At 67.2% G+C, this 15,622-nt stretch carries 14 protein-coding genes; 5 read left to right on the top strand and 9 right to left on the bottom strand.

Translation table 11 applies throughout. The features are described 5' to 3' along the window. Positions 1 to 30 precede the first annotated feature (30 nt). The 3 genes from A5790_RS17025 to glf are packed head-to-tail and all read right to left on the bottom strand — an operon-like array spanning position 31 to position 3,768. A complete protein-coding gene (locus tag A5790_RS17025) occupies positions 31 to 603 on the bottom strand; it encodes a phosphatase PAP2 family protein (protein ID WP_082699026.1) in 573 nt (190 codons plus the stop codon). Beyond that, a complete protein-coding gene (locus A5790_RS17020; RefSeq protein ID WP_369829796.1) occupies positions 596 to 2,500 on the bottom strand; it encodes a glycosyltransferase in 1,905 nt (634 codons plus the stop codon). The genes A5790_RS17025 and A5790_RS17020 overlap by 8 nt, the downstream gene beginning before the upstream one ends. Before the next feature lie 29 nt (positions 2,501 to 2,529). Further along, entirely contained in the window at positions 2,530 to 3,768 is a 1,239-nt protein-coding gene (gene glf / locus A5790_RS17015) for a UDP-galactopyranose mutase (RefSeq protein ID WP_066846661.1), read from the bottom strand. Positions 3,769 to 4,000: 232 nt separating this feature from the next. Between glf and A5790_RS17010 the strand changes: the two genes are divergently transcribed. Further along, positions 4,001 to 4,900: a hypothetical protein gene (locus tag A5790_RS17010; protein ID WP_066846658.1), complete on the top strand. Its 900-nt coding sequence runs from the start codon at positions 4,001 to 4,003 to the stop codon at positions 4,898 to 4,900. Between the two features lie 192 nt (positions 4,901 to 5,092). Then, positions 5,093 to 6,652, top strand: coding sequence for an N-acetylmuramoyl-L-alanine amidase (locus A5790_RS17005; protein WP_369829795.1), 1,560 nt, complete (start codon positions 5,093 to 5,095; stop codon positions 6,650 to 6,652). Positions 6,653 to 6,655: 3 nt separating this feature from the next. On the opposite strand, the gene A5790_RS17000 is transcribed toward A5790_RS17005, so the two are convergent. From A5790_RS17000 to A5790_RS16990, 3 genes are read right to left on the bottom strand one after another with little or no spacing between them, the layout of a single operon-like run. Further along, positions 6,656 to 7,492 (bottom strand): HAD family hydrolase, encoded by an 837-nt coding sequence (locus tag A5790_RS17000; protein ID WP_369829794.1) that lies wholly within the window; start codon positions 7,490 to 7,492, stop codon positions 6,656 to 6,658. Positions 7,493 to 7,514: 22 nt separating this feature from the next. After that, complete coding sequence (locus A5790_RS16995; protein ID WP_066846650.1) at positions 7,515 to 8,276, bottom strand: 1-acyl-sn-glycerol-3-phosphate acyltransferase; 762 nt, start codon at positions 8,274 to 8,276, stop codon at positions 7,515 to 7,517. 5 nt (positions 8,277 to 8,281) lie between these two features. After that, on the bottom strand, positions 8,282 to 9,058 hold the full coding sequence (locus A5790_RS16990; RefSeq protein WP_066846647.1) for a 1-acyl-sn-glycerol-3-phosphate acyltransferase: 777 nt from the start codon (positions 9,056 to 9,058) through the stop codon (positions 8,282 to 8,284). Between the two features lie 170 nt (positions 9,059 to 9,228). Here A5790_RS16990 and A5790_RS16985 point away from each other — a divergent pair, with 170 nt between their 5' ends. Further along, entirely contained in the window at positions 9,229 to 10,779 is a 1,551-nt protein-coding gene (locus A5790_RS16985) for an MBL fold metallo-hydrolase (RefSeq protein ID WP_066846644.1), read from the top strand. Next, a complete protein-coding gene (locus tag A5790_RS16980) occupies positions 10,776 to 11,108 on the top strand; it encodes a hypothetical protein (protein WP_064394890.1) in 333 nt (110 codons plus the stop codon). Before A5790_RS16985 ends, A5790_RS16980 begins: the two co-directional genes overlap by 4 nt. Here the strand turns inward: A5790_RS16980 and A5790_RS16975 are convergent. From A5790_RS16975 to serS, 3 genes are all read right to left on the bottom strand, one after another. Continuing rightward, positions 11,105 to 11,668 (bottom strand): hypothetical protein, encoded by a 564-nt coding sequence (locus A5790_RS16975; RefSeq protein WP_066846640.1) that lies wholly within the window; start codon positions 11,666 to 11,668, stop codon positions 11,105 to 11,107. The two genes, A5790_RS16980 and A5790_RS16975, sit on opposite strands and share 4 nt — an antisense overlap. Before the next feature lie 11 nt (positions 11,669 to 11,679). Further along, on the bottom strand, positions 11,680 to 12,828 hold the full coding sequence (locus A5790_RS16970; protein ID WP_066846637.1) for a zinc-dependent alcohol dehydrogenase: 1,149 nt from the start codon (positions 12,826 to 12,828) through the stop codon (positions 11,680 to 11,682). Between the two features lie 84 nt (positions 12,829 to 12,912). After that, positions 12,913 to 14,172: a serine--tRNA ligase gene (gene serS, locus A5790_RS16965; RefSeq protein ID WP_066846634.1), complete on the bottom strand. Its 1,260-nt coding sequence runs from the start codon at positions 14,170 to 14,172 to the stop codon at positions 12,913 to 12,915. Between the two features lie 93 nt (positions 14,173 to 14,265). Here serS and A5790_RS16960 point away from each other — a divergent pair. Then, positions 14,266 to 15,622, top strand: a 1,357-nt coding sequence (locus A5790_RS16960) for a septum formation family protein (RefSeq protein WP_197696814.1), incomplete at its 3' end; no start/stop codon positions are given.

Here is a 15,622-nt window from a genome sequence, read left to right as displayed (position 1 = left end):
CGCTCTCTGCGCTGCTGTCACTGGAGATGCTCATGCGTTCCCTTCGGCGCGGTCGGCCACCGTGCCGACGGCCTTCGCGACGACTGCCCCGACCGCGACGCCGGTGAGGACGTCGCTGGGGTAATGCACGCCGAGCACCAACCGCGACAACGCCATCGGCGGCACCAGCAGCGCAGGCAGCGGCAACCCGGTGACCCTGGCCATCAGCACCGACGCCGCCGTGGTCGACGTCGCGTGCGCGGACGGGAAGCTCAGCCGGCTCGGCGTGCCGACATTGACCGAGATCGCGGGATGGTGCGGCCGTTCCCGGCGGACCACCCGCTTGATCAACACCGCTGCGGCGTGTGCGGCGAACGCACCTGCGCCCACGGCCAGCCAGTCCCGCCGACGGTCGGCCTGAAAGAGCGCCCCCAACAGGGCGATTGCCAACCAGCCGAGGCTGTGCTCGCCGAAATGGGACAACGCGCGCGCCGCCGAAAGGACCGCGGGGCGGTCACCGAGCGCGGACTGCACCGCGACCAGAGCGGCCTCCTCGCCGCGCTGGTCCCGCGGGCGAAGAGCTGCGTCCCCGACCGCAGGGCTCAGGAGAGAGCTCTCATCCATGTGCAGGCGACTCCAAAAGGACCGTCTCCCACTTCTGCTTGCTCGTCAGAGTCGGCAACGCCTCGCGGTAGACCTTGCGCATCCGGTTGAACTTGCGTGCGAGGCGCGCCTGGCGCTTGAGCGATTCGCGCAGCAGCTCGAACATCTTCTCGCGGTCGCGCTGGCGGTACACGACACCGCGGCCGTCGGCCGTTGTCACGGTGACGCCGTCCACCCGGCACAGCGAGAACCACCGGGCGTCCTGGGTGGCGACGTTGATCTGGGGCCGCCGATGGTGTTCGGGGTCATGCGGCCGCAGCTGGTGAATCACGCCGCGCGACAACCGCGTCGAGATGGCCACCGCGTTGGTGGGGATCCGCACCTTCTTGCGCCAGCGCTTGTCCGACGGCGTCGGCAGCTCGGCCGCGCTCGGCAGCACCACCGCGTCCGGGTACTGCTGGCGCATCTTGCGCACCTCGGGCAGCGCCGACTCCAGGATCGAGAACAGGTGCTCGGGCCCGGCCAGGAAATCGTCCATCGCCTTGTTCTGAATCGCGACTGTCGAATACTCAAGGCACAGAAGGTGTTTGAGTGTTGCCTTCAGATGGCTGGCGATTAGGCCGCTGACGTTGCCGTCCCAGTGCAGCGCGGCGACGACCAACCGGTTGCGCAAGTGGAAGTACGCCTGCCAGTCGATCGCGTCGTCTTTGTCGCTCCACGCCATGTGCCATATCGCGGCGCCGGGAAGCGTGACGGTCGGATAACCGTGCTCACCGGCGCGCAGGCCGTAGTCGGCGTCGTCCCACTTGATGAACAGCGGCAACGGCTGGCCGAGCTCCTCGGCGACCTGACGCGGGATCATGCACATCCACCAGCCGTTGTAGTCGACGTCGATGCGGCGGTGCAGCAACCTGCTACGCGCTGAATCCTCGTCCGCCAGAGCGTGCTTGGCGAAATTGTGGTCGTACTCGGTGTTGACCGCGTTGGTCCACATGAAGTTCTCGGAGTCGACCATCTCCCCCATGACGTGCAGGTGCGAGGGCTCCTGGAGGTTGAGCATCTGGCCGCCGACCAGTGTCGGCGTCTTCGCGAACCGGTTCATCGCCAACGCCCGCAGGATCGAGTCGGGCTCGACGCGGATATCGTCGTCCATGAACAGGATTTGTTCGCAGTCGGTGTTCTTCAGCGCCTCGTACATCACCCTGCTGTAGCCGCCGGAGCCCCCGAGGTTCGGCTGGTTGTGAATGGTCAACCGGTTCCCGAGGGCGGCCGCCGCCTCGCCGAAGTTCGGATGGTCCTTCGCCTTGTTGGTCCCCTGATCGGAGACGATGACGGCGCTGATCACCTCGTCCACCAACGGATCGGACGTCAGCGCCGCCAACGCGTTGACGCAGTCCGCGGGACGGTTGAAGGTGGGGATGCCGACGGCGATGTTGGCCCGGCTCGGTGCCGGCACCGGCGCGTACCAACCGGCGTGGTGCAGCGTCGAGGCTGCATCGGTGGCGATGTCGAACCAGATCCAGCCACCGTCCTCGAACGGGCCCAGCTCGACCTCGAACTCGACGTGGGCGGGTTCACCGTCGCGCTCGCTGACGATCGGGGCGCCACCGACGGTGATCCGCGCGCCGGTGGCCTTCGACCGGTAGACGTCGACACGCGCGCTGCCGGTCAACTCGACCCGCAGCACCACCGACTGCAGGATCGACCAACGCCGCCAGTAGCTGGCCGGGAACGCGTTGAAGTAGGTCGCGAACGACACCTGCGATTCGGTGCCGATCTCGAGTTCGGTGCGCGACGGCGCGTGTGCGCGCTTGGCGTTGGTTTCCGCTTCCTCGATGTAGAGCTTGCGGACGTCATGCGGTTCGCCTGGACGCGGCAGAATGACGCGGGCCAGCAGGCTGACCGCCTTCGATTCCACGGATTCCAGTGCGCCGGAGGGAATCTCGCTCATGCGCTACTGCTTTCTGGGCCTGGTTCGGTCAGTGGTGCACCGTCACGCAGGTGCGGTGCGAGTGTGTTGTCGTACATGCTCAACGCGCTGGCGATAGCCATGTGCATGTCCAGGTACTGGTAGGTCCCCAGCCTGCCCCCGAACAACACCTTGGCAGAAGCGGTTTCGGCCTTCGCTCGGGCCCGGTAAGCGGCCAGCAACGCGCGGTCGGCTTCGGTGTTGATCGGATAGTAGGGCTCGTCGTCGTTGTCGGCGAACCGGGAGAACTCGCGCATGATGACCGTCTTGTCGGTCGGATACGTGCGCTCGGGGTGGAAGTGCCGGAACTCGTGGATCCGGGTGTAGGGCACATCGAGATCGTTGTAGTTCATCACCGGCGTGCCCTGGAAGTCCCCGGTGTCGAGCACCTCCATCTCGAAGTCGAGGGTTCGCCACCCCAGCCGTCCCTCGACATAGTCGAAGTACCGGTCGAGCGGACCGGTGTATACGACCGGCGCATCGGGGTTCTCGGCGCGCAGTTGGTCGCGGACATCGAACCAGTCGGTGTCCAACCGGACCTCGATGCGGTCGTCGGCGGCCATGTTCTCCAACCACTTGGTGTAGCCGTCGGCGGGCAGCCCCTCGTAGGTGTCGTTGAAGTAGCGGTTGTCGAACGTGTAGCGCACCGGAAGCCGGGTGATGTTGGCCGCGGGCAGGTCCTTGGGATCGGTCTGCCACTGTTTGGCCGTATAGCCCTTGACGAACGCCTCGTAGAGCGGGCGCCCGATCAGCGAGATGGCCTTCTCTTCGAGGTTCTGCGCGTCCTCGGTCTTGATCTCGGCGGCCTGCTCCCTGATCAGTTGTCGCGCCTCATCGGGGGTGAAGTACTTGCCGAAGAACTGCGACACCAGCCCCAGCCCCATCGGGAACTGATAGGCCTGCCCGCCATGCATCGCGTACACCCGGTGCTGGTATCCGGTGAACTCGGTGAACTGACGCACGTAGTCCCAGACCCGCTTGTTGGAGGTGTGGAACAGGTGCGCGCCGTACTTGTGCACCTCGATACCGGTCTGCGGCTCGGCCTCCGAGTAGGCGTTACCGCCGATGTGCGGGCGGCGCTCGATGACCAGCACCCGCTTGTCCAGCTGTGTTGCCACGCGCTCGGCAATCGTCAGGCCGAAGAATCCGGAGCCGACGACAAAGAGGTCAAAACGGGCTCCGGAGAGCGGAGCGACCGGAGAAACAGGCGTGGTCATCGGCAGCAAGGGTATCCGACCGCGAGCGCACCGCCCGAATCCGACAGGAGCCGAATATTGCGATCGGCTCACGATTACATATCGTCACTTTCGCCTCAGAAGTCACATCAGTACCGTCGATCACGTCGGTTTCGACTACCGACAGTGCACGACCTGGGCTGTTCACCTGAATCGCCTAGCCGAACCACAAGCGACCACTAATAGTCGTAGCCCATGTATTGAGGAGACTTCCGTGCCGAACCGACGTCGACGCAGGCTGTCGACAGCCACGAGCGCAGTCCTGGCCCTGGCAGTCGCGAGTCCCGCAGCAGTAGTCGCCGTGACCGAGCTGACGGAGGCCACCAAGCCGGCCCCCCAGCACCGCGAATTCGTCCAGGCGGCGACGATCACGGATCTTCCGAACGAGCTGATGTCCGCCCTGACCCAGGGCCTCTCGCAGTTCGGCATCAACCTTCCGCCTATGCCGACCGGCGTCCTGACCGGAACGGGCGCGAGCTCGCCCACCACGCTGACCTCTCCGGGCCTGACCACGCCGGCGCTCACCACGCCCGAGCTGACGTCGCCCAGCCTGACCGCGCCCGGGCTCACCACACCCGGCCTGACGGCTCCCAGCCTGACGGCCCCGAGCGCGACGGTTCCCGGCGTGACCGCGACCGCTCCCTCACTGACCGATCCGGCTCTGACCAACCCCGCGCTGACCAGCCCTGCGCTGACCAGCCCGACCGGTGACACCGGCCTGACCACGCCGGGGCTGACCACGCCGGGACTGTCGACGCCGCCGGCGCTGACCGATCCGGCGCTGGGTGCCACCCCGATCTCGTCGGCCACGGGGCTGCCCGCTCCGAGCGAAGTGCCGATCGCGGCACCGATCGGGCTGGACCCGGCCGCAGGCACCTATCCGATCCTCGGCGACCCCTCGCTGGCGACGATGCCCGCGGCGACCGGCACCTCCGGTAGCGGCGGCATCATCGGCGAGCTGTCCAGCATGGCCGATCAACTCGGTGCGGGGCAGGCGATCGACCTGCTCAAGGGCATGGTGATGCCGGCGATCATGTCGGCGGCCAAGCCGCCCGGCGCGCCGGCGGTGCCTCCGGTCCCGGCCCCCGTGCCGGCACCCGCACCCGGCGCCTGAGACCTGTCACCAGACGGCACCGCAGAAGCCGCTTCGGCTCTGCGGTGCCGGTGCCGGTTCGGCGATCGATTAGTCCTGCTTCGAACCGTGTCGCACCACGAGCATCACCTGGCACATACGTAACATCAGTCCGTGCCGACTCGCCGTCCCACGCCGTCACTGCTGTTCACCGCGCTTGCGGCGACGGTCGTGATGTTGCCGACGGCGTTGTTCGGATTGCCCGGCGGCGGTGACGACGACGCGATCGCCGAGGCACCGCAACTGGCGCAGCGACCGCTGACGGGGCTGGGCGGCGGGGAGACGATCCGCGAGATCCACCAGGACACGCCATTCTCGTTGGTGGCGCTGACCGCTCAGGACTTCACCGGCACCACCGCACGCGTACGCGCCAAGAAAGCCGACGGCACCTGGGGACCCTGGTACGACGCCGAACCCCTCGAAGGTGTCGGCCCGGATACTCCGTCGGCGGGACCGGCGGGCACCGAACCCGTGTTCGTGGGCCGCACCACCACCGTGCAGATCGCCGTGACCCGTCCGCCCGACGCGCCCAGGATCCCGCAAGCGGCGCCCCAGTCGGCCCCGGAACTGGGCTACGTCCCGGCGAACACGCAACATTCCTTCGGGCAGAACCTCAACGCGGTGTTGATCAGCCCGCCGGAGGCGCCGCCGGTGGACACGCTGCCTCCCCCGTCGGCGGTGAACGCGCCCGGGGTGCCGCCCAACATCATCAACCGCGCGCAGTGGGGCGCCGACGAATCCATGCGGTGCGGAGACCCTCGGTTGGACTCAGGAGTTCGGGCGGGGGTGGTGCACCACACCGCGGGCAGCAACGAGTACGCACCGCAGGACTCGGCAGGCATCATCCGATCGATCTACGAGTACCACACCCGCACACTGGGCTGGTGCGACATCGCCTACAACGCGCTGGTCGACAAGTTCGGACAGGTCTTCGAGGGACGCGCGGGCGGTATCACCAGACCCGTCGAAGGTGCGCACACCGGAGGGTTCAACCACGACACCTGGGGTGTCGCGATGATGGGCAACTTCGAAGTGGTGCCGCCGACGCCGATCCAGCTGCGCACCACGGCCCGGCTGCTGGGATGGCGGCTCGGCCTCGACCACGTCGACCCCCGCGGCGCCGTGGTGCTGGCGTCGGGCGGCGGGTCGTTCTCGAAGTTCCCGACCGGGGCGACACCGCGGCTGCCCGCGATCTTCACCCACCGCGACGTCGGCGCCACGGAATGCCCCGGTAACGCGGCTTACGCGCTGATGGACCACATCCGCGACATCGCCGCGCGCTTCAACCAACCGCCAGGACCCGACGACCTGGCCGAATCACTGCGCGGGGGCGCGATATTCGCGAAGTGGGAAGCGATGGGCGGGATGAAGAGCCCGCTGGGCAGGCCGACGTCGCTGGAGGCCTCGGGCCAGGATGGCGCACGCTACGTCACGTTCGAACGCGGCGCGATCTACTGGTCACCGGTGAGCGGCGCCGAACCGGTCACCGGTGAGATCTACAAAGCTTGGGGGACACTGGGTTTCGAACGCGGTGCGCTCGGTCTTCCCACCAGCGGTGAGATCCAGGAGCCGCTGTGGATCGTGCAGAACTTCCAGCACGGCACGCTGAACTTCGACCGCGAGAAGGGCACGGTGACACGCGTTTTCGACGGGATCCCCGTGGAACTGCCGAAGCCGGACTTCGACACCCCGCCCGTGCAACTCGAGCGATTCACCCCACCGATCAGCACCTAAGGCTTACCCCCACCACCGCTCGAGCACGCGCGCGACGCCGTCGTCGTTGTTGGTCGAGGTGACCTCGTCGGCCGCGGCCAGCGCGGCCGGATGGGCGTGGCCCATGGCGACCCCCAGACCGGCCCATTGCAGCATCGGCACGTCGTTGGGCATGTCGCCGAATGTGACGATCTCATCGGCGGTGATGCCCAGCGGTTCGGCCACCTCGGCGACCCCGGTGGCCTTGCTGATGCCGACCGGCATGATCTCGATCAGGCCGTTGTTGGTCGAGTACGTGATATCGGCAACGTGCCCAACGTGATCGGCGAGCTCGGCCGCCATGTCCGAGCTGCGCGCGCCCGCCTTCCGGACGAGCAGTTTGATCGCGGGCGCGCTGAGCAGGTCCTCGAACGACACCTCGGTGTTGTCCGGATTGAGCCATGCGTGTTCGTACCCGGGAGAGCTGACGAATTGCGGGGTTGCGGCGTCGTGGGCGCTGTTGCCCACCCGCTCGACGGCCAGGCCAGACCCCGGGATGATCCGCGTCGCGATGTCGGCGAGCTCGGCGAGCACGTCGGTGGTCAACGTGCGCGCCGACACGATGCGGTCGGTGGCCGGGTCGTAGAGCACCGCACCGTTGGCGCACACCGCCATCGGGGCGAAACCCAACGCGTCGACGACCGGTTGCACCCACCGCGGCGGCCGCCCCGTCGCGATCAGGAACTCGGTGCCCGACTCCACCGCGGCGGTGACCGCGGACCTGGTACGCGCCGAGACCTTCTCGTCGTCGTCGAGCAGCGTCCCATCGACGTCGGAGGCGATCAGCAAGGGCCGGTTCATAGCCGGGACCGCCGGGGGAATCCGTGTTCGCCGGTGTCCGGGCTCACCGGTGACTCTTGGCTTCGCGCAGGGCACGCTTGCGGGCACGCTCGGCCAGTTCGGCCTCGTCGAGAGCCTTCGCCTCGTCCAGGGTGGGTGCGGAACCGCCGAGTCGGCGCGGCACCCAGTACGCCCCTTCCGGGTGCGGATAGTCGCGCTGCGCCTCGTGCAACATTTCGGTCATCGCCGAACGCAATTCCTGCAATGTCTGCTCCATCGTCTCGCCGGCCCGTAGGGGGTTACCCACCTGCACCGTGATCGGAATCCTGTTGCGCCTCAGACGACGGGGATGGTCCTTGGTCCACAGCCGCTGCGCACCCCAGACGATGAGCGGAACGAGCGGCACATCGGCGTCGAGGGCCATGCGGGCCGCGCCGGTCTTGAAGTCCTTGAGCTCGAAGCTTCGGCTGATGGTGGCCTCCGGGTAGACGCCGACGAGCTCACCGGCGCGCAGGCGTTCAACCGCGACGGCGTAGGCGCCCGCACCGGCGCGGCGATCCACCGGAATCGTGCCGGTGCGGCGGATCAGGAAGTTGACCACCTTCACGTCCTGCATCTCTTCTTTGATCATGAACCGCAGGCGCCGCTTGCGATAGTGCACCGCAAGCGCGGCGGGCAACCAGTCGACGTAGCTCGTGTGGTTGATCGCGATCACCGCACCGCCGCTGGCGGGGATGTTCTCCAAGCCCCGGTAGCTGATCTTGTAGCCATTGATCCTGACCGCCGCCTTGACCAGAACCTCGAGCGTGTAGAAGACCGGCTCCATGGCGGCTACCCGGTTGCTCCGCTGGGGTCGGGACGCTGGGCACGCCTGGCGGCCTTCTCTGCGGCCTCCTCCGCGTCCATCAGGTCGGCCTCGGCGAGCGTCGGCGCACCCCCGCCCAACCGGTGCGGCACCCAGAACTCGCCGGCGGGGTGCGGGCCGTAGCCGTCTTGGACTTGCTCGAGCAGGTGCTGCATCCGGGAGTGCAGCAGGGCCGTCAGGTCCGCCGCGGGCAACGTCGGCTCGATCGGTTCGCCGACGGCCACGGTGATCGGCACCTTGGGGCGCCACATCTTCTTCGGATGACCCTTGGTCCAGATCCGCTGGGCGCCCCAAACGATGTGCGGAACGATCGGCACGCCAGCCGCGATCGCCATGCGCGCGGCGCCGGACTTGAACTGCTTGATCTCGAAGCTGCGGCTGATCGTGGCCTCCGGATAGACGCCGACGAACTCGCCTTCCTTGAGCCTCTGACAGGCCTGCTCGAACGACACGGCCCCGCTCTCGCGGTCCACCTCGATGTGGCGCAGACTGCGCATGACCGGGCCCGAGATCTTGTGGTCGAAGACCTCCTTCTTCGCCATGAACCGCACCTTGCGCCCCATGCCCTGCCGGTAGGCGGGCAGCCCCGCGAAGGTGAAGTCGAAGTAGCTCGTGTGGTTGATGGCGATGACCGCGCCGCCGGTTCTCGGCAGGTTCTCCACACCGGTGACGGTGAATTTGAGTCCCTGCACGCGCCAGATCAGCCGCGCCAGCTGAATGACGGTGCCGTATACGGGTTCCACATCAGGCAGCCTAGTCGCGTGACCACACGACCTTCGAGGTCGGCGGTGCCGAGTTCGTCGAGGCCCGCCGATGCCTGCGCCACCCCGGGGCTCCGCCGCGCGTGGGATGGGGACGAGCCTGCGGCGGGCTAGACTCGCGGCAGGCATCCACATTCGCAGGAAGGGTATTTGTGCAGGTCACCAGCATCGGCCACGCGGGTTTCCGCATCGACACAGCGGCCGGGAGCATCCTGTGTGACCCCTGGGTGAACCCTGCCTACTTCGCGTCGTGGTTCCCGTTCCCCGACAACAGCGACCTGGACTGGGAAGCGCTCGGTGATTGCGACTACCTGTACGTCTCGCACCTGCACCGCGACCACTTCGACCCCAAACTACTGCGCGAGCACGTCAACAAGGACGCCGTCGTGCTGCTGCCGGACTATCCGGTGCCCGACCTGCGGCGCGAACTCGAGAAGCTCGGCTTTCACCGGTTCTTCGAGACTGTCGACTCGGTGCGCCACACCGTGTCCGGCCCCAAGGGCGACCTCGGTGTGATGATCATCGCGCTGCGAGCCCCGGCCGACGGCCCGATCGGCGACTCGGGACTCGTCGTCGACGATGGTCAAACCGTGGCGTTCAACATGAACGACGCACGCCCGGTCGACCTCGACGTCGTGCACGCCGACTTCGGCCACGTCGACGTGCACATGCTCCAGTACTCCGGCGCCATCTGGTACCCGATGGTCTACGACATGCCCGTGCGCGCCAAGGAGGCGTTCGGCATCCAGAAGCGCCAGCGCCAGATGGACCGCTGCCGCCAGTACATCGCACAGGTCGGCGCCACCTGGGTCATCCCGTCGGCAGGCCCGCCGTGCTTCCTCGATCCGGACCTGCGCGACCTCAACGACGACCACGACGACCCGGCCAACATCTTCCCCGACCAGATGGTTTTTCTGGAGCAGATGCGCACACACGGCCACGACGGCGGGCTGTTGCTGATTCCGGGTTCGACGGCCACTTTCACCGGCTCGCAACTGGATTCACTGAACCACCCGCTGCCCGACGACGAGGTGGAGTCGATCTTCACCACCGGCAAGGCCGACTACATCGCCGACTACGCCGAGCGGATGGCTCCGGTGCTGGCCGCGGAGAAGGCGAGCTGGGCCGACGCGGCGGGCGAGTCGCTACTGGAGCCGCTACGCACCGCGTTCGAGCCGATCATGATCCAGAGTGATCAGATCTGCGACGGTATCGGCTACCCCGTCGAGTTGCGGCTCGGGTCCGAGACCGTGGTCGTCGACTTTCCGAAACGCGTTGTTCGCGAACCGATCTCTGCAGAGAAGTTCCGTTACGGCTTTGCGATCCCGCCGGAGTTGGTGCGCACCGTGCTGCGCGACAACGAACCCGACTGGGTCAACACCATCTTCCTGTCCACCCGATTTCGGGCCTGGCGAGTCGGCGGATACAACGAGTACCTGTACACGTTCTTCAAGTGCCTGACCGACGAGCGGATCGCGTACGCCGACGGCTGGTTCGCCGAGGCACACGACGACTCCGCGTCGATCACGCTGGACGGCTGGGAGATTCAGCGCCGCTGCCCGCACCTGAAGGCCGACCTGTCGAAGTTCGGCGTGGTGGAGGGTTCGACGCTGACCTGCAATCTGCACGGATGGCAGTGGAATCTGCAGAACGGCCGCTGCCTGACCACCAAGGGCCACGAGTTGCGGAGCGAGCGAAAGTGAGTGTGCCGCAACAGCTCTACGACGACGGCATGATCCAGGTCGACCGGGAGGCGGTCACGCTGCGCCGGTACCACTTCCCCTCTGGCACATCGAAAGTCATTCCGCTGCCGGCGATCCGCGGGTACACCGCCTCACCACTGGACTGGATGCACCGCTACCGGTTCTGGGGCAGCTCGGATCTGCGCCGCTGGCTGCCGCTGGACGTGCGCAGGCCGCTGAAGGCCACGCTGGTCACCCTGGACGTCGACGGCAACCGGTGGCGACCGGCGTTCACGCCCGAACACCCCGACCAGCTCATCGAGGTCCTCGACGAGCTGCTGCGGCCTTAGCGCCGGTTGCGACGCAACCGGCGCGCCGCCAGCAGCCCGACCCCGGCCGTCGCTACCCATGGGCCACCGACGATCAGCGGGTCGAGCCACATGTGGTTGACGTCCGCACGTTTACTTTTCGCGCGCGCGGCCAGGCCGTTGTGCGTCAGCTCGGTCATGACTCCGGTCTGGGTGATGGGGTTGTCCGGGCGAAGGCTGAGCAGCGACTGCACGTGGTGTTCTACGGCGTCGACGCGGTCGGCGAGGATCAGCAGCAGCCAGTGCGCGGCACGGCCCTCGCTGTACGTGCGGTACGAGTAGCGCCGGATCGCACCCGAGAGCCCCCTCGGCGGAATCGACGTACCGAAAACCGGTGTCAGGAACTTGTGTTCGATGGACCGCTCCCGAGGCCACTTCTCGGGTTGGCGGTCGGGGAAGTCCCAATGCGCACCGGTCTCGACCGCCTTCAGCTTGGGCACCGAGGGCCGGTCGGCCGGGTCGAGGTCGGCACCCCACCCCGGGATGCGAGCACGCAGGTCTTCGGACGTCGGAACGGGTGGACGGTCGGCGGTGTAGGTCATGATGATTCCCCTCAGGCGGCGTTCGCCACGATGATCGGTTTGATGCAGTCGTCGAGCTTGGCGGAGAAGATGTGATACCCCTCGGCGATGTGCTCGAGCGGAATGCGGTGGGTGACAATGTCATTGGGTTTGAGATAGCCGTTCTGGATATGCGAGAACAGCCTGGGCCACTGGCGTTTGACGGGGCACTGGTTCATCCGCAGCGTCAGTCCCTTGTTCAACGCGTCGCCGAACTTGACCGCGGAGAAGATCGGTCCGTAGGCGCCCATCACCGAAATCGTGCCGCCTTTGCGCACCGCGTCGATCGCCCAGTTCAGCGCGACGGGCGAACCGCCCTGCATTTTGAGCTTGGCGCCCGTGACGTGCTGCAGCAGGTTGCCGTCGGCCTCGGCGCCCACGGCATCGATCGCCACGTCGGCGCCGAGATAACCGGTGGTCTTCTTCATCTCCACGACGATGTCGTCGTATTCGGCGAAGTTGAGGGTTTCGGCATGGGCGAACGTGCGAGCCTTCTCCAACCGGTACTCGAGGTGGTCGATGACGATCACCCGGCCCGCGCCCATCAGCCATGCCGATTTCGCGGCGTACAGGCCGACCGGACCTGCGCCGAAGACCGCGACGACGTCACCCTCGACGATGTCGCCGAGTTGCGCGCCGAAGTAGCCGGTGGCCAGCGCGTCGGTGCACATCAGCGCGTCCTCGTCGGCCATCCAGTCGGGGATGAGCGCCGGGCCCACATCGGCGAACGGCACCCGGACGAACTCCGCCTGCCCGCCGTCATATCCACCGCACGTGTGCGAGTAGCCGTAGATCCCGCCGACGGCCGTCGCGTTCGGGTTCACGTTGTGGCAGTTGGAGTACAGCCCGCGGGCGCAGAAGTAGCACGAACCGCAGAAGATGTTGAACGGCACCATGACCCGGTCGCCGACCTTGAGGTTGCGCACCGAGGGCCCGACCTGCTCGACCACACCGATGAACTCGTGGCCGAAGGTCATGCCGACCCGGGTGTCGGGCATCATGCCGTGGTACAGGTGCAGGTCCGAACCGCAGATCGCCGCGAGGGTCACCCGCACGATCGCGTCGTTCGGATGCTCGATCGGCGGAATGTCTTTTTCTTCGACCCGTACCTTGTACGGGCCGCGGTAAACCATCGCCTTCACGGCGCCTCCTAGAGTCGGGATGCGAACGCGTCTACCCGTGTCCGGGCGCGCGAAACCACCTCTTCGCCCTGCGAGGCGCTTGTCCTACTTGACCGGCATCAGGACGTCGGTTCCGACATACGGCCTCAGCGCTTGTGGCACCCGGACGCTGCCGTCGGGCTGCTGGTGGTTCTCCAGGATCGCCACCAGCCACCGCGTCGTCGCGAAGGTCCCGTTGAGCGTTGCCGCGGTCTGCGGACGCCCGTTCTCGTCGCGGTAGCGCACCGCCAGCCGGCGGGCCTGAAACGTGGTGCAGTTCGACGTCGAGGTCAGCTCCCGGTAGGTCTGTTGCGTGGGAACCCAAGCCTCACAGTCGAATTTGCGCGCCGCCGAGGATCCGAGATCACCGGCGGCGATGTCGATCACGCGGTACGGCACCTCGATATCGGCCAGCATCTGGCGCTGCCAGCCCAGCAGGCGTTCGTGTTCGGCCTCGGCGTCTGCGGGCTTGCAGTAGATGAAGCCCTCGACCTTGTCGAACTGGTGCACGCGGATGATGCCGCGGGTGTCCTTGCCGTGGCTGCCCGCTTCGCGCCGGAAGCATGACGACCACCCCGCATAGCGCAGCGGCCCGTCGGACAGGTCGAGGATCTCGTCGGCGTGGTATCCGGCCAGCGGCACCTCGGAGGTGCCGACCAGATACAGGTCGTCGGACTCGATCCGGTAGACCTCCTCACTGTGCGCGCCGAGGAAACCGGTGCCCGCCATGATCTCCGGGCGCACGAGCACCGGCGGGATCATCAGCGTGAACCCGTTCGCGGTGGCGAGTTTGACGGCCAGTTGGAGCAGGCCCAGCTGCAGCAGGGCGCCGGCCCCGGTGAGGAAGTAGAAGCGTGAACCGGACACCTTCGCGCCGCGTTCGAGGTCGATGAGACCCAACGACTCACCGAGTTCGACGTGATCTTTGGGGTCGTCGATGCGCGGTGGCTCACCGACCGTGTCGAGTACGACGAAGTCGTCCTCGCCGCCCGCGGGCACCCCGTCGATGATCACGTTCGACAGCGCCATGTGCGCCTCGGTGAACGTCCGCGCGGCGTCGGCCTGCGCGGTCTCGGCGGCCTTGACCTTCTCGGCGAGCTCCTTGGCCTGCTCCAGGAGTGCGGGCCGCTCCTCCGGCGACGCTTTGCCCACCTTCTTGCTCGCGGCCTTCTGCTCGGCGCGCAGATTGTCGGCCGCCGACACCGCGGCCCGGCGCGCGGCGTCGGACTCGAGCAACGCGTCGACGAGGCTCGGATCTTCGCCGCGGGCGCGTTGCGAGGCACGGACCACATCCGGGTTTTCGCGCAGCAACTTGAGGTCGATCACGGGCGCAACCCTACTGGTCGAGCACCCAGGCCAGCACAACCGCGTAACTTTACAACTGCATCACTTGTCACAGCACCTGACACGCCTGTCACAATGGAGCAGATGTTGGAGGCACCCGGTCGCCCGTTCGGCGAGCATGAACCCGCCGATCTGCAGCAAGGCGACGCACAGGCGCAGCAGCGGGTGGCGTGGTGGACCAGTTTGCACGCCACGCCGACGCGCCGAGCGCTCGTGTTGACGGCGCTGGGCGGGTTGCTGATCGCGGGCCTCATCACCGCCCTGCCGCAGAACGACGGCGCCAGCGGGCTGACCGCGAGCACGATCTCCCTCGGGCCCCGGGGCAATGCGACGTTCGAACATGCCAAGGCGGGCGACTGCCTCAACTGGCCCGACCGGACACCCGACGCCGCCGAGATAGTCGACTGCAGCCAGGAGCACCGGTTCGAGGTCGCCGAGTCGGTGGATATGCGGACCTTCCCGGGCAGTGAATACGGTCCGGACGCCGCGCCGCCGTCGAGCGCGCGTATCCAGCAGATCAGCCAGGAGCAGTGCTCGACGGCCGTGAAGAACTACCTGGGTCCGCGCTTCGACCCGAACAGCCGCTTCACCGTGAGCATGCTGTGGTCCGGCGACAAGGCCTGGCGCCAGTCCGGCGAGCGCCGCATGCTGTGCGGGCTGCAGTTGCCCGGCCCGAACAACCAGCAGCTGGCGTTCTCCGGCAAGGTCGCCGAGGTCGACCAGTCCAAGGTGTGGCCTGCGGGCACCTGCCTGGGCATCGACCCCACCACCAACCAGCCCACCGACATCCCGGTCGACTGCGCGGCGCCGCATGCGATGGAGGTCACCGGCGCGGTGAACCTCGCCGAGAGGTTCCCCGGCGGACTGCCGCCCGAGCCCGAGCAGGACAGCTTCATCAAGGACGCGTGCACCCGGATGACGGACGCCTACCTGGCGCCCATCGAGCTACGCAGCACCACGCTGACGCTGATCTACAGCACGATCTCGCTGCCGAGCTGGGCGGCGGGCAGTCGTCAGGTGTCCTGCAGCATCGGAGCCACGCTGGGCAACGGCGGCTGGTCGACGTTGCTCAACAGCGCCAAGGGCCCGCTGCTGATCAACGGTCAGCCGCCGGTACCGCCCCCGGACATCCCCGAAGAGCGGCTGAACTTCCCGCCGATCCCGATCACCGACAACGAGCCGGCCAACACCTCTCAGTCCACCAGCGGTCAGTCCTCAAGCAGCAGCAGCGGCTCCAGCAGCGGCAGCAGTGGCAGCTCGAGCGACGACAGCGATCAACAGCCCTCGACGCACGGACCGGCGTCGTCGGACGTCCACCAGGGCGACCCACCGGCCAACCCCGAGCCCGCCCCCGGCAACACCGAGATCATCGCTTTGGCCCAGCAGGCGACGCTGGAATCGCGCGAAGACAAGCATGAGCCACGCTCGCTGG

This window comes from Mycobacterium sp. 852002-51152_SCH6134967 (assembly GCF_001667105.1).
In the GTDB taxonomy this organism is placed as follows: domain Bacteria; phylum Actinomycetota; class Actinomycetes; order Mycobacteriales; family Mycobacteriaceae; genus Mycobacterium; species Mycobacterium neumannii_A.
The sequence above is the reverse complement of the archived record's forward strand: the minus strand, read 5'-3'. Positions and strand labels throughout refer to the sequence as shown.

Excerpts from the sequence above, each read along its gene's own strand:
- A5790_RS17005 (WP_369829795.1), top strand. The coding sequence starts at position 5,093 with ATGTTGCCGACGGCGTTGTTCGGATTGCCCGGCGGCGGTGACGACGAC.
- A5790_RS17025 (WP_082699026.1), bottom strand. The coding sequence starts at position 603 with ATGGATGAGAGCTCTCTCCTGAGCCCTGCGGTCGGGGACGCAGCTCTT.
- A5790_RS16975 (WP_066846640.1), bottom strand. The coding sequence starts at position 11,668 with ATGACCTACACCGCCGACCGTCCACCCGTTCCGACGTCCGAAGACCTG.
- A5790_RS16995 (WP_066846650.1), bottom strand. The coding sequence starts at position 8,276 with ATGGAGCCGGTCTTCTACACGCTCGAGGTTCTGGTCAAGGCGGCGGTC.
- glf (WP_066846661.1), bottom strand. The coding sequence starts at position 3,768 with ATGACCACGCCTGTTTCTCCGGTCGCTCCGCTCTCCGGAGCCCGTTTT.